The sequence below is a fragment of the Brevundimonas sp. KH_058 genome (genome assembly GCF_057838505.1).
In genome coordinates, this window is sequence record NZ_CM174469.1 from 2,334,192 (window position 1) to 2,352,120 (window position 17,929).

At 66.3% G+C, this 17,929-nt stretch carries 19 protein-coding genes and 2 riboswitches; of the genes, 3 read left to right on the forward strand and 16 right to left on the reverse strand.

Features of this window, described 5'->3' with window-relative positions; all coding sequences use genetic code 11:
* Positions 1 to 50: 50 nt before the first annotated feature.
* From AC3ISA_RS11365 to gcvT, 7 genes are all read right to left on the reverse strand, one after another.
* The gene (locus AC3ISA_RS11365; protein WP_372693496.1) at positions 51 to 521 is read right to left on the reverse strand and encodes a DUF6789 family protein; all 471 of its coding nucleotides are present in this window, start codon (positions 519 to 521) and stop codon (positions 51 to 53) included.
* Between the two features lie 131 nt (positions 522 to 652).
* On the reverse strand, positions 653 to 1,057 hold the full coding sequence (locus AC3ISA_RS11370; protein ID WP_489177968.1) for a hypothetical protein: 405 nt from the start codon (positions 1,055 to 1,057) through the stop codon (positions 653 to 655).
* A 217-nt stretch (positions 1,058 to 1,274) separates the two neighbouring features.
* Positions 1,275 to 2,207: an SDR family oxidoreductase gene (locus AC3ISA_RS11375; RefSeq protein ID WP_489177969.1), complete on the reverse strand. Its 933-nt coding sequence runs from the start codon at positions 2,205 to 2,207 to the stop codon at positions 1,275 to 1,277.
* A gap of 66 nt (positions 2,208 to 2,273) precedes the next feature.
* On the reverse strand, positions 2,274 to 3,842 hold the full coding sequence (gene gcvPB / locus AC3ISA_RS11380) for an aminomethyl-transferring glycine dehydrogenase subunit GcvPB (protein ID WP_489177970.1): 1,569 nt from the start codon (positions 3,840 to 3,842) through the stop codon (positions 2,274 to 2,276).
* A 148-nt stretch (positions 3,843 to 3,990) separates the two neighbouring features.
* Positions 3,991 to 5,337 carry an aminomethyl-transferring glycine dehydrogenase subunit GcvPA gene (gcvPA, locus tag AC3ISA_RS11385; protein WP_489177971.1) on the reverse strand — a complete coding sequence of 449 codons (1,347 nt, stop codon included), beginning with the start codon at positions 5,335 to 5,337 and terminating at the stop codon, positions 3,991 to 3,993.
* 142 nt (positions 5,338 to 5,479) lie between these two features.
* Positions 5,480 to 5,845, reverse strand: coding sequence for a glycine cleavage system protein GcvH (gcvH, locus tag AC3ISA_RS11390; protein WP_205681434.1), 366 nt, complete (start codon positions 5,843 to 5,845; stop codon positions 5,480 to 5,482).
* A 10-nt stretch (positions 5,846 to 5,855) separates the two neighbouring features.
* A complete protein-coding gene (gene gcvT, locus AC3ISA_RS11395; RefSeq protein WP_489177972.1) occupies positions 5,856 to 6,971 on the reverse strand; it encodes a glycine cleavage system aminomethyltransferase GcvT in 1,116 nt (371 codons plus the stop codon).
* 55 nt (positions 6,972 to 7,026) lie between these two features.
* A riboswitch (glycine riboswitch) is annotated at positions 7,027 to 7,112 on the reverse strand.
* A gap of 4 nt (positions 7,113 to 7,116) precedes the next feature.
* Positions 7,117 to 7,214: riboswitch (glycine riboswitch) on the reverse strand.
* Positions 7,215 to 7,319: 105 nt separating this feature from the next.
* On the opposite strand from gcvT, the gene AC3ISA_RS11400 reads away from it, so the two are divergent.
* The 3 genes from AC3ISA_RS11400 (at position 7,320) to pncA (ending at position 10,169) form a co-directional block, all read left to right on the forward strand.
* Positions 7,320 to 8,357 (forward strand): alpha/beta hydrolase, encoded by a 1,038-nt coding sequence (locus tag AC3ISA_RS11400; protein ID WP_489177973.1) that lies wholly within the window; start codon positions 7,320 to 7,322, stop codon positions 8,355 to 8,357.
* A gap of 214 nt (positions 8,358 to 8,571) precedes the next feature.
* Positions 8,572 to 9,537 (forward strand): class 1 fructose-bisphosphatase, encoded by a 966-nt coding sequence (locus AC3ISA_RS11405; protein ID WP_489177974.1) that lies wholly within the window; start codon positions 8,572 to 8,574, stop codon positions 9,535 to 9,537.
* On the forward strand, positions 9,537 to 10,169 hold the full coding sequence (gene pncA / locus AC3ISA_RS11410) for a bifunctional nicotinamidase/pyrazinamidase (RefSeq protein ID WP_489177975.1): 633 nt from the start codon (positions 9,537 to 9,539) through the stop codon (positions 10,167 to 10,169). The genes AC3ISA_RS11405 and pncA overlap by 1 nt, the downstream gene beginning before the upstream one ends.
* Positions 10,170 to 10,349: 180 nt before the next feature.
* Here pncA and AC3ISA_RS11415 read toward each other — a convergent pair whose 3' ends face one another.
* From AC3ISA_RS11415 to lspA, 9 genes are all read right to left on the reverse strand, one after another.
* Positions 10,350 to 11,651: a Y-family DNA polymerase gene (locus AC3ISA_RS11415; protein WP_489177976.1), complete on the reverse strand. Its 1,302-nt coding sequence runs from the start codon at positions 11,649 to 11,651 to the stop codon at positions 10,350 to 10,352.
* Between the two features lie 209 nt (positions 11,652 to 11,860).
* A complete protein-coding gene (locus AC3ISA_RS11420; RefSeq protein ID WP_489177977.1) occupies positions 11,861 to 12,871 on the reverse strand; it encodes an adenosine deaminase in 1,011 nt (336 codons plus the stop codon).
* Positions 12,868 to 13,281 (reverse strand): type II toxin-antitoxin system VapC family toxin, encoded by a 414-nt coding sequence (locus AC3ISA_RS11425; protein WP_489177978.1) that lies wholly within the window; start codon positions 13,279 to 13,281, stop codon positions 12,868 to 12,870. The genes AC3ISA_RS11420 and AC3ISA_RS11425 overlap by 4 nt, the downstream gene beginning before the upstream one ends.
* Positions 13,282 to 13,283: 2 nt before the next feature.
* Positions 13,284 to 13,547, reverse strand: coding sequence for a FitA-like ribbon-helix-helix domain-containing protein (locus AC3ISA_RS11430; protein WP_489177979.1), 264 nt, complete (start codon positions 13,545 to 13,547; stop codon positions 13,284 to 13,286).
* A gap of 35 nt (positions 13,548 to 13,582) precedes the next feature.
* The gene (gene argS / locus AC3ISA_RS11435) at positions 13,583 to 15,385 is read right to left on the reverse strand and encodes an arginine--tRNA ligase (RefSeq protein WP_489177980.1); all 1,803 of its coding nucleotides are present in this window, start codon (positions 15,383 to 15,385) and stop codon (positions 13,583 to 13,585) included.
* The gene (locus AC3ISA_RS11440) at positions 15,386 to 16,066 is read right to left on the reverse strand and encodes a Tat pathway signal sequence domain protein (protein WP_372693476.1); all 681 of its coding nucleotides are present in this window, start codon (positions 16,064 to 16,066) and stop codon (positions 15,386 to 15,388) included.
* Positions 16,067 to 16,174: 108 nt separating this feature from the next.
* Positions 16,175 to 16,618, reverse strand: coding sequence for a PaaI family thioesterase (locus AC3ISA_RS11445; RefSeq protein ID WP_372693475.1), 444 nt, complete (start codon positions 16,616 to 16,618; stop codon positions 16,175 to 16,177).
* A gap of 75 nt (positions 16,619 to 16,693) precedes the next feature.
* Positions 16,694 to 17,260: a DUF3035 domain-containing protein gene (locus tag AC3ISA_RS11450; protein WP_159849999.1), complete on the reverse strand. Its 567-nt coding sequence runs from the start codon at positions 17,258 to 17,260 to the stop codon at positions 16,694 to 16,696.
* Between the two features lie 170 nt (positions 17,261 to 17,430).
* Positions 17,431 to 17,916, reverse strand: coding sequence for a signal peptidase II (gene lspA, locus AC3ISA_RS11455; protein ID WP_489177981.1), 486 nt, complete (start codon positions 17,914 to 17,916; stop codon positions 17,431 to 17,433).
* Positions 17,917 to 17,929 lie beyond the last annotated feature (13 nt).

Consider the following 17,929-nt stretch of genomic DNA (forward strand, 5'->3'; position numbering starts at 1 on the left):
CCCCGACGTCGCCGTCGGGGGCCTTTTTCTTGGACGGTGGAGAGCCGCAGTCAGTGGGCGTGTGCGCCGCCGATCATCGGGGCGCCCATCCGCCTGTCGCGCGCCACCAGCCGGGCATAGACATTGCCCAGCACGATGCCGAACACGGCGTGGGTGATCAGCAGCCAGGCGAAGGTGCCGAAGCCGGCGCCGGCCGTAAAGGTCCGGTAGTTTCCGAACATGACGATGGCGGCCATCATCAACACCCAGGCGCCGACGGCGAAGACGATGCCCTTGGTTTCGGGCGTATCGGTCGGCAGTCGGGGACAGAGGGTCGCAAACAGCGGCCCCAGGATGAAGATACCGCTGATCAGGTGGATTACCCAACCGACGGCCAAGTTCCCCGGCATGCCGATCATGCTGGCGATGACCCCCTGGAAGGGATCGAACCAGTTGAGGAACATATTGGGTATTTCGAGCAGTGACGCGGCCATGGTCGCCGCAAACCCGGCGATCAGACCCTTTTGTACGCGTGACATCATGACCTTAGCGCCTCCCAACGCATGAGTGGTTCTCTGATAACGCGCAGACAGGATACGCCTGACTGGGGAGGGGCGTGTTCACGTTGCCGTGGTTAGCGGTTGCAGCAACGCAACCGCGAGATGGCCGCTAACTAGCGGAACAGCTTGCGGAAATAGCGCCGCATCTGCTTGCGGCCGCGCGACAGGCGACGACCGGACCGCTTTACCACGACCTTTTCGGCGCGCAGGGCCTGTTGCCAGAAGACCGGCGCGAACTCGGGCTTCTTCCGCATCAGGCGGCGGAACGGATAGAACCATTTCGGCCGCGCATACTGGGCGCGGATGAACTGACGCTTGGCCCAGAACGAGCTTTTCAGGATCAGCATCAGGCCTACGGCGATGACGGGAATGCCGCCGGGGCCAGGCAGGGGCGCGATCAGAATGCCCAGCAGCACCACGAAGAAACCGCCGACCATCAGCGCCCAGCGTTTCACCACGCGCAGCATGCGGCTGCGCGGTTTCGAAGGCTGGACGAAGAGAACGGGGAGTGTGGTCACGGATGCGCCAGATGGGGAGGGCCAAATAAGGGGGAGGAGCCGTCATGACAACGGTCGCCACAGCCGCCCGATCCCTCGTCGGGAAAGGAAAGGGCGACCGTGACGACCTTGCCACAACCCTCTTAATGCCCTGCGTCGATGGCGGATCGGTGTCCGGCGAATGAAGCTTTGGTCATGAACCCCAGTGGTTCGCCGGCTGTGGCCGACGCGACACGGATCAGCCGTAGTGGATGCCGGTCAGCCGCTCGGATTCGGCCCAGAGCCGGCGTGCGACATCGGCGTCGCGGGCCTGGGGCTTGATGACCGCCACGCCCGGCGGGCCCTTCATCTCCTGAAACCCCGTAGGGCCGTAATAGGCGGCTGGGGCCACGTTCGGCAGGGTCGCAGCCATGAGGATCGGCAGGGCGCCGTCAGCGGCGGAATGGCTGAGCACACCCTCCAGCAGCCGCGCGCCGCGTGCGAACAGGCCGGGTTTTCCGGCATGGCCGTTGGCGATCAGGTCCGTGCGGGCGAAGCCAGGGTGGGCGGCTACGCTTGTCAGGCGCCAGCCCTGGGCGTCGCTGCGGCGCTGGAGTTCGATGGCGAACATCAGCATGGCCAGCTTGGACTGCTGATAGACTGACCAGGGGCTGTAGTGGGTCTGATAGTTCAGGTCGTCCAGCCGGATATGACCGCTGCGGTGCGCGACGCTGGACAGCTGCACGACACGGGCCCCCACTTGCCTTGAATGGGCCGCCGTCAGCAGGGGCAGCAACCGGCCGGTCAGGGCGAAATGGGACAGGTAGTTGGTCCCTAACTGCATCTCGAAGCCATCGACGGTCGTCTGACGTGTCGGCAGGGCCATGATGCCGGCGTTGTTGACCAGGATGTCGATGGGCCGTCCGGCCGCCAGATGCCGATCGGCGAAGGCGGCCACGGACGCCAGGTCGCCGAGGTCGAGCAGGTCGAATCGGACATGGGCGGCTGGATGACGCGCGCGGATCAACCGCTCGGCCTCGGCGCCTTTGTTCGGATTGCGGGCCGCCAGCACCACTTCGGCGCCCTTGCCGGCCAGCACCAGCGCGGTTTCCAGTCCCAGACCGCCGGTCGCGCCGGTTACGATGGCCAGTTTGCCGGAAAGGTCGGGGATGTCGTTGGTGGTCCAAGTCATCAACATGACCTAGTGCGAGATCGAGGCCGCGTCAGCCCCTTCCCAAAGGAAGGGGCGACTTGCAGATTACGCCGCCTGGTTCGACCCTGCCGGGGCCGACCAGCGCAGGACCGGCGAGCGGGCGGCGCGGGTTTCGTCCAGACGTTTCAGCGGGGCATGGAAGGGCGCGCCCTTGAAGCGGTCGACGTCGCCGGCTTTCGCCGCCTCTGCCAGCAGGCGCATGGCGTGGATGAAGCGGTCCAGTTCGGCCTTGGATTCGGTTTCCGTCGGCTCGATCAGCATGGCGCCGTGGACGACCAGCGGGAAATACATGGTCATCGGGTGGAAACCCTCGTCGATCATCGCCTTGGCGAAGTCGAGCGTGGTGATGTCCGTGCCCTTCAGCCACTCGTCGTCGAACAGGGCCTCGTGCATGCAGGGGCCGTCGGGGAAGGCCGCGCTCATCAAATCACCGAGCCGGGTCTTGATGTAGTTGGCGTTCAGCACCGCATCCTCGGCCACCTGACGCAGGCCGTCGGCGCCGTGCGACATCATATAGGACAGGGCGCGCACATACATGCCCATCTGGCCCTGGAAGGCGCACAGGCGGCCGAAGGCCTGAACGGCCTCGTCTTCCTCGCGCTCGATCAGGCGATAGCCGTGGTCGTCGTGCACGACCCAGGGGGCCGGGGCGAAGGGGGCCAGGGCCTCCGACAGCACCACCGGACCTGCACCCGGACCGCCGCCGCCGTGGGGCGTCGAGAAGGTCTTGTGCAGGTTGATGTGCATGGCGTCGACGCCGAGATCGCCGGGACGAACCCGGCCGACGATGGCGTTGAAGTTGGCGCCGTCGCAGTAGAAGTAGGCGCCGGCCTCGTGCGTCAGGCGGCTGATCTCCAGAATGTCGCGCTCGAACAGGCCGCAGGTGTTGGGGTTGGTCACCATGATGGCGGCGACGTCGTCGCCCAGCTTGGACGCCAGGTCGGCGACGTCCACGCGGCCGTCCTCGGTCTGGGCGACCTCGACGACCGAATAGCCGACGAAGGCGGCCGTGGCCGGGTTGGTGCCGTGGGCGGATGTCGGCACCAGAACCTTGCGACGCTTCTCATGCTGGCCCGAGGCTTCGTGCGCAGCGCGGATGGCCATCAGGCCGCACAGTTCGCCGTGCGCGCCTGCTTTCGGAGAAAGCGCGACGGCGGGCATGCCGGTCAGCGTCTTCAGCCAGTGGGCCAAAGTGTCCATCAGCTCCAGCGCGCCCTGCACCGTCGAGATCGGCTGCAGCGGGTGGATGTCCGAGAAGCCGGCCAAGCGGGCCATCTTCTCGTTCAGGCGCGGGTTGTGCTTCATCGTGCACGAGCCCAGCGGATAGATGGCCAGGTCGATGGCATGGTTCTTCTGCGACAGGCGGACGTAGTGGCGCATCGTCTCGGGCTCGCTGAGACCCGGCAGGCCGATCGGATCCTTGCGAACCAGATCGCCCAGGTCGGAGCCGTCCGTCTTGGGTTCCGGCAGATCGACGCCGGTCTTGCCCCAGCCGTCGCCCTCGAAAATCAGGGCTTCGTTCTGCAACAGGCCCCGGCCGCCGGTCAGGGTGGCGGGTTTGGTCTTGACTTCGTTGGGGGCGGTCGGGCGGCCGACGGTGTTCATGGTGCTCATTTGATTTCACCGCTCATCCCCGCGAAAGCGGGGACCCAGTTCTTTGGGCGATAGATTTCGCCGATGATCGAAGCCGCATGTCCCAGACCCGTCGTGTGAAAGGACTGGGTCCCCGCTTTCGCGGGGATGAGCGGAAGAAAGGTGATGCTCATCCGGCCAAAACCTTGCTCAGGCTCTTGGCCAAAATCTGGATGTCGGCGTCCAGGGTCGTCTCGGTCGCGGCGACCAGCAGGACGTCGTCCATACCGGCGTCGGGGGCCAGGCGGCTGTAGGGCACGCCGGCCAGGATGTGATGGCCGGCCAGCGCATCCACGACCTCGGCCGCGTTCCTGGGCAGGCGCACCGCGAACTCGTTGAAGAAGCGGTCTGTCAGGATTTCGACGCCGGGGATGGCGGCCAGGGCGTCGCGCGTGGCGACAGCCTTCTCGTGGTTCAGCAGGGCCAGTTTGCGCAGGCCCGTCTCGCCCAACAGGCTCATGTGAATGGTGAAGGCCAGGGTGCAGAGGCCCGAGTTGGTGCAGATGTTCGACGTCGCCTTGTCGCGGCGGATATGCTGCTCGCGCGTCGACAGGGTCAGGACGAAGCCGCGCTCTCCGTCGGCGTCCACCGTCTCGCCGGTCAGGCGGCCGGGCATCTGGCGGATCAGCTTCTCGCGCGTGGCGAACAGGCCGACATAGGGGCCGCCGAAGTTCAGGGCGTTGCCGATCGACTGGCCCTCGGCCGCGACGATATCGGCGCCCATTTCGCCGGGCGATTTCAGCAGGCCCATCGACACGGCCTCGGTGACCACGACGATCAGCAGGGCGCCGGCCGCGTGGGCGGCCTCGGCGATCTTGGTCACATCCGTCGCCGTGCCGAAGACGTTCGGGGTCTGGACGACGACGCAGGCGGTGTCGGGACCGATCTGGTCGATCACGGCGGCCTCGGCGTCCACGGCGGCGGGCAGGGCCAGGGTCTCGACGCCGACGGCGTGAACCACGGTCTCGGTCGCCTTGACGTAGTGCGGGTGCACGCCGCCACTGATCACCGCCTTGTTGCGACGGGTCACGCGGGTCGCCATCAGCACGCCCTCGGCCATGGCGGTCGAGCCGTCATAGAGGCTGGCGTTGGCCACCGGCATGCCGGTCAGGTTCGCGACCTGGGTCTGGAACTCGTACAGATACTGCAGGGTGCCTTGCGCGATTTCCGGCTGATAGGGGGTGTAGCTGGTCAGGAACTCGGACCGCTGAATCACGTGATCCACCGTCGCCGGGACGTGGTGCTTGTAGGCCCCTGCGCCGCAGAAGAAGGGCACCGCGCCGGCCGTGGCGTTCTTGGCGGCCATGGCGGACAGGGCGCGCTCGACCTCCATCTCGCCGGCCACGCGGGGCAGGTCCACAGGGCCGTCCAGCCGCGCCGATTGCGGCACGTCCACGAACAGGTCGTCGATGGATTTCGCGCCGATGGCGGCGAGCATCGCCGTGCGGTCGTCGGGCGTCAGGGGGAGATAACGCATTTTCTAATCCGCTCATCCCCGCGAAAGCGGGGACCTAGTGCTTTGGGCGACCGATGTGGCCGGTGATGTTTCCGCTCATCCCAGCACTGTTCTCGCGAAAGAACTGGGTCCCCGCTTTCGCGGGGATGAGCGGAAGTGGAAATCAGAGGGTGGCGAGAAAGGCGTCGTAGGCGGCCTGGTCCATCAGGGCGTCCAGTTGCGAGGCGTCCGAGACCTTGATCTTGGCGAACCAACCGTCGGCTTCGGCGGCCGAGTTGACGGTTTCCGGGGCGGTCGACAGGGCGTCGTTGGCCTCGACAACTTCGCCCGAGACGGGGGCGTAGACGTCGGAGGCGGCCTTGACGCTCTCGACCACGGCGAAGCTGTCGCCCTTCGAGACGGTCTTGCCGACCTCAGGCACCTCGACGAATACCACGTCGCCCAGGGCGTCGGCGGCGTGTTTGGAGATGCCGACGGTGGCGATGTCGCCGTCCAGGCTGACCCACTCGTGATCCTTGGTGAACTTCATGATCTGATCCTCAGACGGTCTTGGGTTTGCGGTAATACCGTTGCGCCACGAAGGGCATGGCGACGACTTCGGCGGCGGCGGTCTTGCCGCGCACGATGACCTTCAGGTCGGCGCCCAGCTCGGAAAAAGTGGGAGGCACGAAGCCCATGGCGATGTTCTGGCCCAAGGTGGGGGAGGGGCCGCCCGAGGTGACCTTGCCGATAACGTTGCCATCGGCGTCGGCGATCTCGGCGCCTTCGCGGGCGGGGGCGCCTTCCTTGACGATCAGGCCGATGCGCACGCGCGAGGGACCGTCGCCCAGTTCCTTCAGGATGCGGTCGGCGCCGTTGAAGTCGGCGCGCTCCTTGCGCGACTTGGACAGGGCGAAGGTCAGGGCGCCTTCCACCGGGCTGGTCGTCGGGTCGATGTCGTGGCCGTGCAGCGGCAGGCCGGCTTCCAGACGCAAGCTGTCGCGGGCGCCCAGGCCGATCGGCTTGACGCGGGCGTCTTCCAGGATCGTGTTCCAAACGCGCTCGGCCTGGTCCGCCGGGACCGAAATCTCATAGCCGTCCTCGCCGGTGTAGCCGGATCGCGAGACATAGCAGTCGGCGCCGAACAGCATCAGGCGGGCGCATTCCATGAAGCCCATTTCGGCCAGGATCGGTTCGTGCGCCGCCATGACCTCGGCGGCTTCCGGCCCCTGGATGGCGATCAGGGCGCGGTCCAGAACCGTCAGCTTGGCGTCGCCTTCCAGATTCGCGTCCCAGAAGGCGAAGTCCTCGTCCTTGTTGCCGGCGTTGACGACGACGAACAGGCCGTCGTGATCGGGGCGGCCGGCCATCAGGTCGTCGATGATGCCGCCGTCCTTGTTCAGCAGCAGCGAATATTTCTGTTTGCCGGCCTTCAGGATCGCATAGTCGCCGGGCACGAAACGCTCGAACTGGGCAGTCGCATCCTCGCCGGTGATCTTGCACTGGCCCATGTGCGACACGTCGAACAGGCCGGCGTGTTCGCGGGTCCAGCGGTGCTCGGCCAGGACGCCTTCATATTGAACCGGCATGTCATAGCCGCCGAAGCCCACCATGCGGGCCCCCAGCGCGCGGTGCGCGGCGTTCAGAGCGGTCGTCTTCAGGGTCTGGTCAGTCATGGTTCAGGCTTTCACGGTCGCGTGTTGTGGCGGAGCTCCGCCGTCCTCGCGCCCCCGCTGTCCTGAAGCCTGAGAGATTCCGGCGACCAAATCATGTCGCCTTGCTCCGTCGGCGCGCCCATCGAGAGCGACTTTCCAGCGTCCGTATGCTGTCGCGGTCCGTTTGCCTGAGCGTTTCCGGGGCGGTTGCGCCTTCGGCGTCGAGGCCTGTTTCCAGACTCCGAACTCTCCCGCGAGAGCGCTCGACCTAAGGCATCGACTCTGGCCCCAAGTCAAGCGGTCGGGGAACAAGGATGCGTGGGGCGGGTTGTCGTGAGGAGCCCCCACTCGAAACCCAGGAATCCAAAAATGTCGATTATAGACAAGCTGTTCGGCGACAACGACAAGCCGCGTGACACCCCCGCCAAGGCCGACGGCCCCATGCAGAAGGTGCTGGACGAACTGGCGTCTCTAGGCGGCAAGCCGATCGAGACCTTGTCGCCGGCCGAGGCCCGCCAGCAACCGACCCCGACCGACGCGGTGAAATCCCTGCTGCGCAAGGACGGCAAGGACCCCAGCGACGATCTGGGCGTCAAGACGACCGACATCACCATCCCCGGCGCCGCCGGCCCTATCCAGGCCCGCATCTACAAGCCGCACGACCATTCCGAGGACAAGCTGCATCCGGTCGTGGTCTATTTCCACGGCGGCGGCTTCGTGATCGCCGATCTGGACGTCTATGACGGCGGCCCGCGCGGCGTGTCCAAGATGGCCGACGTGATCGTGGTCTCGGTCCATTATCGTCAGGCCCCGGAACACCATTTCCCGGCCGCCCACGACGACGCCCTGGCCGCCTATCGCTGGGTGCTGGACAACGCCCAGAGCTTCCACGGCGACCCGCAGAAGGTGGCGGTGATGGGCGAGAGCGCCGGCGGTAACCTGGCCATCGGCGTGTCGATGATGGCGCGCGATGCTGGCGTGACCCTGCCGGTGCATCAGGTGCTGGTCTATCCGGTCGCCGGCGTGGACATGGACAATGAGTCCTACGTCGAGAACGCCGACGCCAAGCCGCTGAACAAGCCGATGATGAAGTGGTTCGTGAAGCACATCTTCGCCAACGAGGCCGACGCCCAGGATCCGCGCATCAACATCGTCGAAAAGGCGAACCTGGCCGGCCTGCCGTCCTCGACCGTGATCTGCGCCGAGATCGACCCCCTGCGCACCGAAGGCGAACTGCTGGCCGAAAAGCTGGAGCAGGCCGGCGTCGACGTGCGCCACAAGACCTTCCACGGTTCGACGCACGAGTTCTTCGGCATGGCGACGGTCGTGCCGGACGCGGCGGCGGCCCAGACCTTCGCCGCACATGAGCTGAAGCGGGCGTTCGGCACGGCGATTCTGCCGATCTGACGTCCCTTCTCCCGTTGGGAGAAGGTGGCCCGAAGGGCCGGATGAGGGTCGGATCGTGGGCCAGTTCGCACCGTCCGACCCTCACCCTTTCGCCTTGCGGATCGCCTGCGGCTCTCCGAGGCTCAAGCCCTCTCCCAATGGGAGAGGGTTTCTGTCTTGCGGTGTGGCGTTTCGCCCGCCAAGAACGGGCGACCTTCAGAACCGGATCGACCGCATGACCCGCACCCGCCTCGACGCCCACATCGCCGCCCTGGACGCGCCCGAGGGTCTGAAGACGGTTCTGACTGTCGTCGCCGCCACCTGCGCGGACATCAGCAAGGTCGTCGCCGGCGGCGCTCTCGCGGGGGCTCTGGGCGCCTCGGGCCAGATCAACGTGCAGGACGAGGAGCAGAAGAAGCTCGACGTCATGACCAACGACATGCTGACCGACGCGCTGCTGGCCAGCCCCGCCGTCGCCGGCGTCGCGTCGGAAGAGATGGACGAGGTCCAGCCCGCCTCGAATCCGGCCGGCGAATATCTGGTCCTGTTCGACCCGCTGGATGGTTCGTCCAACATCGACATCAACGCCCCCGTCGGCACCATCGTCTCGGTGCTGAAGTCCGCGACCGCGACGCCGACCGAGGCCGATTTCATGCAACCCGGCCGCAATCAGGTCGCCGCCCTCTATGCCGTCTATGGACCGCAGACCATGCTGGTGCTGACGACCGGAGCGGGCGTGAAGGGCTTCACCCTGTCGAACGACGGCGACTGGCTGCTGACCCACGACGACATCTCCATCTCGCCGGACACTAGGGAGTTCGCCATCAACATGTCGAACCTGCGCCACTGGTCCGAGCCGGTGCAGACCTATGTCGGCGACCTGTTGAAGGGCGAGGACGGGCCTCGGGCTAAGAACTTCAACATGCGCTGGGTCGCCGCGATGGTCGCGGATGTCCACCGCATCCTGATGCGCGGCGGGGTCTTCCTCTATCCGTGGGACAGGCGGGAGCCGAACAAGCCCGGCAAGCTGCGCCTGATGTACGAGGGCAATCCGATGGCCTTCCTGGTCGAACAGGCCGGCGGCAAGGCGACGACGGACGGACAGCAGGCGATCCTGGACGTGCAGCCCGAGCATCTGCACCAACGTATCCCGGTCGCGCTGGGCTCGGCCAACGAGATCGACGCCTACGCGGGCGTCTGATGAAGATCGCCGCGACAGACGCGCTTCTGGTCATCGACCCGCAGAACGACTTCTGCGAGGGCGGCAGCCTTGCGGTCGCGGGCGGGGCGGCGATCATGCCGCTGATCAACCGGCTGGCCGAGCGGTTCGATCGGGTGGTCGTGACCCAGGACTGGCACACGCCGGACCAGATTTCGTTTGCCTCCAACCACCCCGGCGCGGCGCCCTTCACCGAGATCGAAGTCGGTTACGGTCGCCAGATGCTGTGGCCGGATCATTGCATTCAGGGATCGCCCGGCGCCGTCTTCCATCCCGATGTCGCCCCGACGGTCGAGAAGGCCCTGGCCGTGATCCGCAAGGGCTATAATCCGGCGGTCGATTCCTATTCCGGCTTCTTCGAGAACGATCACCGCACCCCCACCGGCCTGGGCGGCCTGTTGCGTGAACTGGGCGTGACCCGCGTCTTCCTCGCGGGCCTGGCGTTCGACTACTGCGTCCGCTTCACCGCCGAGGACGCGGTTCGGCTGGGCTTTGAGACCGTTGTGATTTCGGACGCCAGCCGCGCTATCGCCCCGCCGACCGAAGCGACGGCGCGGGACAGTTTCCAAGCGCTGGGGGTGGTGGAGATCGAGGCGGCATCACTCTTCGGCTGATCTCTTTTTTCGTCATCCTCCGGCGCGAAGCGACCGGGGGACCCAGCGGCGCCGAAGGCGATGCGTCCGCCGCACCACCGTCGAACAGCGAACGCTCGACAGGTTCGCGCTAACGCGCGCCGCTGGGTCCCCCGGTCTGCGCCGCAAGCGGCTTGCCGGAGGATGACGAAAGGGGACAATCTACTCCCAGAAATCCTCCGCCTCCGGGATGCGAGTGAAGGCGATCTTGGCGCCGATATATTCGGGCAGACCCGCCTTGGGGCCGATGCTGACGGTGTCCTTGCCGTAGCGGCGGTTCAGCGCGTCCAGCGCCTGGGACAGGCGCAGGGACGGGGCCTCGCCGCCTTGGTCCGGGCCGGTATCGAACAGGTCCGTCTCGAAGGCGTCGCGGGATTTCAGCCCATGAACCCCGACCCCGACATAGCTCAGCCGCCCGGCCTCCAGTTCAGGCTCGACCTTGCGCCACAGGCTGTCCAGCGCGGTCAGCAGGGCGAAGGTGTCCTGCGTCGGCGCGACGGCGCAACTCATCGCCGCCGTCTCCCAGCCACGCCGGCCGCTTCTCGGCGTGGTCTTCGGCCCCATGTCCAGATGCAGGGTCAGGCTCGCCCCGGTCAGACCCATCCGCCGCAGTCGCGCCCCGCATTTGACCACCAGCCGCCGCGCCACGGCGCGCGCCTTGTCCGGGGTCCGCATGGCCTGGGCCAGGACGTGGCTGTGACTGATGGAGGCGGGCGGCTTCTCCGGCGTCGGTTCGCTGTCCAGGCCGTGCAGGCCGCGCCAGATGCGTTCGCCCTCGATGCTGTTCCAGACTGCGCGGGCCTGTTTCGCGCTCATGGCCCACAGGCCGGCGGTGTCCGTGACGCCCGCCGCCTCCAGCCGCAGTCGCATACGCGATCCTATGCCCGGATATTTCGACAGCGGCAGGTCCAGCAACGCGCCGGGCAGTTCGTTCGCCCTCAGGATCGTCAGCCCGGCGGGCTTCTTCATGCCACAGGCGGTCTTGGCCAAAAACCGCGACGGCGCCAGTCCAATGGACGACCGCAGACAGTCGCCGACATTCTCCAGAATGCCCGCCTGTATCCTTCGGGCCAAGGCGACGGCGTTCGCCTCCAGACGCTCCGGGCCGATCAATTCGCACGCACATTCATCGATGGAGCCGATTTTCCACACCGGAATATGGCGGTCGATCTCGGCCATGATTTTCTTGTGGATGTCGACATAGAGGTCCGGCCGCGCCTCGGCGACGATCAGGCCTGGGCACAGTTTGCGCGCCTCCGACACCCGCATCCCGGTATGGACACCCCAGGCCTTGCTCTCATAGCTGGCGGCGATGGCGCCGGTGTATTCGCTCTCGGCGGGCCGGACGATGACGGGCTTGCCGCGCCAGTCCGGGTTCATCTGCTGTTCGACGCTGGCGAAGAAGGCGTTCAGATCGACGAACAGCCAGCGGAGATTTGCGGGGTCTTCGTTCGCCTGCTCCATGATTGGAACGTATCAGGAACATTTGGCGCCGTGAAGCGATCCAGCACTATCTTTCGTCATCTTCCGGCAAGCCGCTTGCGGCGCAGACTGGGGGAGCCAGCGACGCCGAAGGCGATATGAAAGCAGAGTCGGTGACAGGTTCGCGCTCTCGCGCGCCGCTGGCTCCCCCGGTTCCGCTTCGCGGCCCGGAGGATGACGGAAGGAGAAACTTAGGCCGCCGCGTAGGCTTCCACTTCGGCAATGAACGCCGCCTTCTCCGCCTCGCCCAGGAACGACCCCTCGAAACTGTTTCGCGCGAGCAGGGTCACCTGCTCGCGTGTCAGACCGACCGCCGCCGCCAGCCGGCTGTAGTTGTCGTTCACGTATCCGCCGAAATAGGACGGATCGTCCGAGTTCAGGGTGACGTGCAGGCCCCGGCGCAGCATCTCGGGCACGGGGTGATCCTTCAGGTCGTCAACGACGCACAGTTTCAGGTTCGACAGCGGGCAGACGGTCAGGGTCATCTGCTCGCGCGCCAGCCGCTCGACCAGGGCCTCGTCCTCCATCGAGCGATTGCCGTGGTCCATCCGGTCGATGTTCAACAGGTCCAGCGCCTCGTGCACATAGGCGGGCGGACCTTCCTCGCCGGCGTGGGCGCACAGTTTCAGGCCCAGGTCGCGGGCTGCGGCGAAGACGCGCTGGAATTTGGACGGCGGATGACCAACCTCCGACGAATCCAGCCCCACGCCGATGAAATGATGCAGATAGGGTTTTGCCGCCTCCAGGGTCGCGAAGGCCTCGTCTTCGGTCAGGTGGCGCAGGAAGCTGAGGATCAGGCCGCTGCTGACGCCCAGCTCGGCCTTGGCCCGGTCCATGCCCGCGATCAGCCCCTCGACCACCACGCCGAAGGGCACGCCCCGGTCGGTATGGGTCTGGGGGTCGAAGAAAATCTCGGCGTGACGCACATTGTCGGCGGCGGCGCGCTGGAAATAGGCGAAGGCCAGATCCTCGAAATCCCGGCGCGTCAGCAGGACTGCGGCGCCTGCATAATAGATGTCCAGAAAGTCCTGCAGGTTCGAGAAATCATAGGCCGCCCGAACGGCCTCGACGCTGTCGTAAGGAATGGCGACGCCGTTCCGCTGCGCCAGTTCGAACATCAGCTCGGGCTCCAAGCTGCCCTCGATGTGCAAGTGCAGTTCAGCCTTGGGCAGGCCGGCGATATAGGCGTTGAGGTCAGTCATTGGCTTGCCGAGTCGAGCAGGCGTACGTCCGCTTTTGAAACCCCTGAGCCTTGTGTCTTGCGCAGGAAACGTCCGTCTTGGGTGAAAAGTGGAGCGCTCTGACTTTCCGCCAGAGCGAGATAGAAGCAATCGTAGGCGGGATGATCCAGGGCGACGGCCAGTTCAAAAGCGCGATCGGCTAGCTCTCGCCCCGCCATCAGGCTGATGCCGAGATTCGGCAGGGTTTCGAGAGCGATCTCAGCCTCTGCGACCAGGATGCGGCTTAGTTTGACGTTCTTCCAAAGCGCGTTGATGCATTCGCTGATGATAAGATCGGGTGCGACGCAGACCTCTGTCGCTATGAGCGTCCTGGCGACCGGGCTTTCGGCCTCTGGCAAAAGAGCGGTGATGACGACGCTGGCGTCGATCACAATCACCGTTTGTCTCGATCTTCGCGGATCAAATCAACGGAGGACGGCAGCAGTTCACCGCCTCTGCGGGCGAGGATCGAGGCGCGCAGGGCGTCGGCGCGTCTCAGCCATTCGTCCTTGCCCACCCCGCCGAACACCTGCTCCAGCGCCGCACGATGCTCGGCCTCGGCAGAACGGCCGTTCTGGACGGCGCGCACCTTGATTCGCCGTGCGATTTCATCAGGCACATTGCGGACATGAAGGTTGGCAGGCATGGCGATCTCCATCTGCTAGCAAATATAGCATGCGGAGCGATCGACCGCTACATCCGCTCCGGCGTGTCGATTCCCAGCAGGTTCAGCGCGATTTCCAGCTGGCGCAGCGCCGTCGCCGACAGGGCCAGGCGCGAACGCTTGGTCGCCTCATCCGGCGCGATCAGCACCGGGCAGGCGGCGTAGAATTTCGAAAAGGACTGCGCCACGCGATAGGCGTGCTCGGCCACCAGGTGCGGCATCCGCTTGTCGTAGGCGTCGGACACGGCGGTGTTGAAGGCGTCCAGCGTCAGGGCCAGGTCGCGCTCGGCCGGTTCGGCGATGACGATGGCTCCGGGCGTCAGCTCCTGTTCGGCGCCCTTGCGCAGCAGGGATTTGATCCGCACCGACTGGTACAGCAGATAGGGGCCCGTCTTGCCCTCGAAGCTCATGAAGCGGTCGAGGTCGAAGACGTAGCTGGTGGTCCGCGCGTTCGACAGGTCGGCGAACTTCAGGGCGGCGATGGCCACCTTGTGCGCGATGGCCTCGAACTCGGCCGGCGACAGGTCGTCGCCCAGCTTGGCTTCGTGCAACCGTTCGCGCGCCTTGTCCGTCGCCTGGTCGATCAGGTCGCGCAGCTTCAGCACGCCTCCCGCGCGGGTCTTGAAGGGCTTGCCGTCCTGGCCGTTCATGGTGCCGAAGCCGAGATGCTCCAGCGCGTCCTCAACGGCATAACCGGCCAAGTAGGCGGCGCGAAACACCTGTTCGAAATGCTCGGCCTGGCGTTCGTCGACGACATAGAGGGCCAGGTCGGGCGACAGAGCCTTCTTGCGATCCAGGATCGTGGCCAGGTCGGTCGTGCCGTACATGGCCGAGCCTTCCGAGCTGATGACCAGCAGGGGCGGGGGAGACGGGGCCTCGATCACCGAGCCGTCGGCCAGCTTCTTCTTGCGCGTCTCGCCGGGCTTGGCCACGTGAACCACCTGGGCGCCGTCGTCCTCGACCAGCAGGCCGGTCGCCTTCAGATGCGCCAGCATTTCGGGCATCTGAGGGTCGGCGTCGCTCTCGCCGTTCCAAAGGTCGAAATCGACCGAAAGGTCGCCGTATTCGCGTTTCAGCGCCTCGCGGCTGACGGCTACGAAATGTTGCCACAGCGCGCGATAGCCGGGGCGGCCGTTCTGCAGTTCCGCCGTCGCCTTGCGGGCGCGGTCGCGGAAGGCGGGGTCTTCCTTGGCCTTGCCGGCGGCCAGTGGATACAGCCGGTCCAGGTCGGCCAGGGTCACGGGGCTGTCGGCCGGGAAGGGACCATCGCCGTCGGCCATGAAGGCGTCCACGACACCCTCGTCGCCGCAGGCCGTGATCAGCAGCCCCATCTGGAAACCCCAGTCGCCGAAGTGGGCGTCGCCGGTGACGTGATCGCCGCGGAAACGGAACAGCCGCTTCAGGCTCTCGCCGATGATGGCGCTGCGCAGGTGGCCGACGTGCATCGGCTTGGCCACGTTCGGCCCGCCGAAGTCGATGACCACCTTGCGCGGGTTGGACACGACAGCGGCGCCGGCGTGGTCGGCGTCGGCCGCGACCTCGGCGGCGCGTTCGGCCAGAAGGGCGTCGGCGAGCTTCAGGTTGATGAAGCCGGGGCCGGCCACCTCGACCGAGGTGAAGCGCGGATCGGCGGTCAGGCGGTCGGCGATCCGGGTCGCCAGCTCGCGCGGATTGGCCTTCAGCGCCTTGGCGGCGGCCAGGGCGCCGTTGGATTGAAAGTCGGCCAGGTCGGGACGGTCGGACGGGGTGACGCGCGCCAGGGCCGCATCCACGCCTTCGGCGGCGAAGGCGGCGGCGACCGCTTCGCTAAGGACGGTCTTCAGATCAGCCATTTATTCGCTCGGTGCGGCGGCAGGGGCGGGGGCGGCCGGCGTCGCGCCGGCGTTGACGCGGAAGCGGCTGCCGGAGCGGTTGAACTCGGCCATTTCCGGCGTCACGTCGAAACCGACCAGGATCTCGAAGTTGCCGCCGCTGGTGTCCACGCCTGCGCGCGGGATGACGATGGTGCGTTCCTCGTTGACCGAGGCCGTCTGTTGACCCGCGAAGTTCACCGGCAGGTCGAAATATTCCTTGGACAGGATGGCGTTGTTCCGCTCGGTCACCGCGATCCAGTAGCGATAGGTGCGCTGGTCGCCGGTCGCCTGAGGCCCACGCCCCAGGTTGAACAGCACATTCATATCGACGCGAATCGGATCGGCCTCGCGGTATACGCAGTCCGACGAAATGCCTTCGATCTCGCCGGTATAGCCGACGTTGGAAATGGCGGCGCGCCCCCCCTCCAGTTCGACGTAGCGAGCCGCCTCGTAGAGGATCTTCACATAGGGGCATGGGCCGGCGTTGGCGCGGCGGCGCAAGGGCGCGATGCGCGGCGCACGGCTGGGGGCGGCTTGCTCGCCCGACGCCGGCCGCTGCTGTCCGCCGCGCTGGCGTTGAGACATCTGGGCCTCGGCGGCGACGGGCAGGACGGAGGCCGCAATCGAGAGGGCGGCCAGGGCGGTGAACACGCGACGCATCAGCTTATTTTTCCGACAGCGAGAGAGGGCGCACGATGATCGGCGGCCGATCATCAACGCTCGCCGCTGATAGCGGCTAAAGCGAGGCGCGGCAAACCTTCGCTGCGCTTAGCGGTCCATGACCAGACAGGTCGAGGTCGCGGTCGCATACAGCCGGCCGTCCAGCCCGCGCAGATCGGCCTCGGCGAAGGCGGCGCGGCGACCGGCCTGGACGATCCGCCCTTCGGCCCGCACCGGCGTCCCTGCGCTCAGCGCCTTGTGAAAGACGGTCTTCAGCTCAAGCGTCGTATAGGTCTGGCCTGGTCGCAGCGTCGAATGGACCACGCAGCCGCAGGCGGAATCGAGAACCGTCGCGATCCAGCCGCCGTGAACCGTGCCCAGCGGATTGTAGACGGCGGCGGTGGGGATGGCTTCGAACACCACGCGGCCTTCCTCGACCTCGGTCAATTCGAAACCGACGGTGCGGGCGATGGGCGCGATAAAACCGCCGTTCAGGCCCAGGCGAAGCTGCTCGACCCCGGACAGGGCGGCGATGTCGTTTGGTTCGGTCATGCAAACGGCTCCTGATCAAGTCCGTTTACAATAAGGACGGACGCCGCCGTGGCAAGCGTCCGTCGGCTTCCGGTCCTACAGGCCGGGCAGCTTGAAACCGCCGCTGCGGCGCGGCTGGATCGTGATGGCCTGCTGGCCGCCGGTCAGGGCCTGGAGGCGTGCGGCCTCGGTCGTGGCGTCGATGGTCTTCTGGCCTTCGGCGGTCTGACGCGTGGTGGGGGCCTGGGTCGAGGCGTCGTCCTTGCGCCAGAACATCAGGCGGTTGGCGAAGCTTTCGTCCTTGTGCGCCAGGTCGCCGAACTCGTCATCGACGACGTAGCGGGCCAGGGGATCGGCCTGTTCGCCGCCGGCCTGGGCCACAAGGACCTGCTCGCCCGGCGTGCGGGTGACGGCCTGGCGCTGACCCAGAAGGATCTGGCGCGCAGCGCTTTCGGGGGCCAGTTCCTGCGGGCGCGGCTGGCCCGGTGCGGGCGGACGCAGGCCGTACTCGGGCGGAATGCTGAGCGGGGCGGTGGAGACGGTGACGAACTCGTCCGGCACGACCTTGGTCAGGCCAATGCCCTGCTTCAGGCTGCCACAGGCCGAGACGGCCAGTGCGGAGGAGGCGACGAGGGTCAGGACGGCGACACTGCGGATACGCATGGTTTCAGGCTCTGGTCGGCTGATGCACGAAACGCCGCAAGGGCGTTGTTGGCATAGTGAAGACGGGGTGATTACGACTTTTCGGGGGCTACGCCAACCTCGGAGCCTGATCGGCCGAGGCGGCGATCCCGCCGAGGCCGTGAATCAGGCTCGAAAAATGGAAAGCCGCTTCAGGCTTTCGCGGGCTTGTCGGAGATCAGGCTGTCCAGAATCAGCAGGACTACGCCGATGGTGATGGCGCTGTCGGCGACGTTGAACACCCAGGGGAAGACGCCCGTGCCCGAGAAGTCGATGAAGTCGACCACATAGCCGAAGCGGATACGGTCGATCACATTGCCCAGGGCGCCGCCCATGACGAAACCGATGGCGGTGATCAGCAGGCGACGGTTCGACTGGGTCGCCCACCAGGCCAGGCCCGCCGAGACGACGATGGAGAAGATCGCCAGGCCCCAGCGCGCTTCGCCGCCGCCGAACAGGCCGAAGCTGACGCCGGTGTTCTCGACCCAGCTGAAGTTCAGGATTGGCGGCAGGACGGGGACGCGCCCGACCTCGTGCAGCATCACGCCGCTGATGATCCAGGCCTTGGTCAACTGATCCAGGACGATGATCAGAAGGGCGAACACATAGGCGGTGACGGCGAGGCGCGTGATCTTCATGCGGCGCGGTTAG

What these genes read in the sequence shown, in the direction of transcription:
- AC3ISA_RS11365 (WP_372693496.1), bottom strand. Translation starts at nt 521, where the DNA reads ATGATGTCACGCGTACAAAAGGGTCTGATCGCCGGGTTTGCGGCGACC.
- AC3ISA_RS11375 (WP_489177969.1), bottom strand. Translation starts at nt 2,207, where the DNA reads ATGACTTGGACCACCAACGACATCCCCGACCTTTCCGGCAAACTGGCC.
- gcvPB (WP_489177970.1), bottom strand. Translation starts at nt 3,842, where the DNA reads ATGAGCACCATGAACACCGTCGGCCGCCCGACCGCCCCCAACGAAGTC.
- gcvPA (WP_489177971.1), bottom strand. Translation starts at nt 5,337, where the DNA reads ATGCGTTATCTCCCCCTGACGCCCGACGACCGCACGGCGATGCTCGCC.
- gcvH (WP_205681434.1), bottom strand. Translation starts at nt 5,845, where the DNA reads ATGAAGTTCACCAAGGATCACGAGTGGGTCAGCCTGGACGGCGACATC.
- gcvT (WP_489177972.1), bottom strand. Translation starts at nt 6,971, where the DNA reads ATGACTGACCAGACCCTGAAGACGACCGCTCTGAACGCCGCGCACCGC.
- AC3ISA_RS11400 (WP_489177973.1), top strand. Translation starts at nt 7,320, where the DNA reads ATGTCGATTATAGACAAGCTGTTCGGCGACAACGACAAGCCGCGTGAC.
- AC3ISA_RS11405 (WP_489177974.1), top strand. Translation starts at nt 8,572, where the DNA reads ATGACCCGCACCCGCCTCGACGCCCACATCGCCGCCCTGGACGCGCCC.
- pncA (WP_489177975.1), top strand. Translation starts at nt 9,537, where the DNA reads ATGAAGATCGCCGCGACAGACGCGCTTCTGGTCATCGACCCGCAGAAC.
- AC3ISA_RS11415 (WP_489177976.1), bottom strand. Translation starts at nt 11,651, where the DNA reads ATGGAGCAGGCGAACGAAGACCCCGCAAATCTCCGCTGGCTGTTCGTC.
- AC3ISA_RS11420 (WP_489177977.1), bottom strand. Translation starts at nt 12,871, where the DNA reads ATGACTGACCTCAACGCCTATATCGCCGGCCTGCCCAAGGCTGAACTG.
- AC3ISA_RS11430 (WP_489177979.1), bottom strand. Translation starts at nt 13,547, where the DNA reads ATGGAGATCGCCATGCCTGCCAACCTTCATGTCCGCAATGTGCCTGAT.
- argS (WP_489177980.1), bottom strand. Translation starts at nt 15,385, where the DNA reads ATGGCTGATCTGAAGACCGTCCTTAGCGAAGCGGTCGCCGCCGCCTTC.
- AC3ISA_RS11440 (WP_372693476.1), bottom strand. Translation starts at nt 16,066, where the DNA reads ATGCGTCGCGTGTTCACCGCCCTGGCCGCCCTCTCGATTGCGGCCTCC.
- AC3ISA_RS11445 (WP_372693475.1), bottom strand. Translation starts at nt 16,618, where the DNA reads ATGACCGAACCAAACGACATCGCCGCCCTGTCCGGGGTCGAGCAGCTT.
- AC3ISA_RS11450 (WP_159849999.1), bottom strand. Translation starts at nt 17,260, where the DNA reads ATGCGTATCCGCAGTGTCGCCGTCCTGACCCTCGTCGCCTCCTCCGCA.
- lspA (WP_489177981.1), bottom strand. Translation starts at nt 17,916, where the DNA reads ATGAAGATCACGCGCCTCGCCGTCACCGCCTATGTGTTCGCCCTTCTG.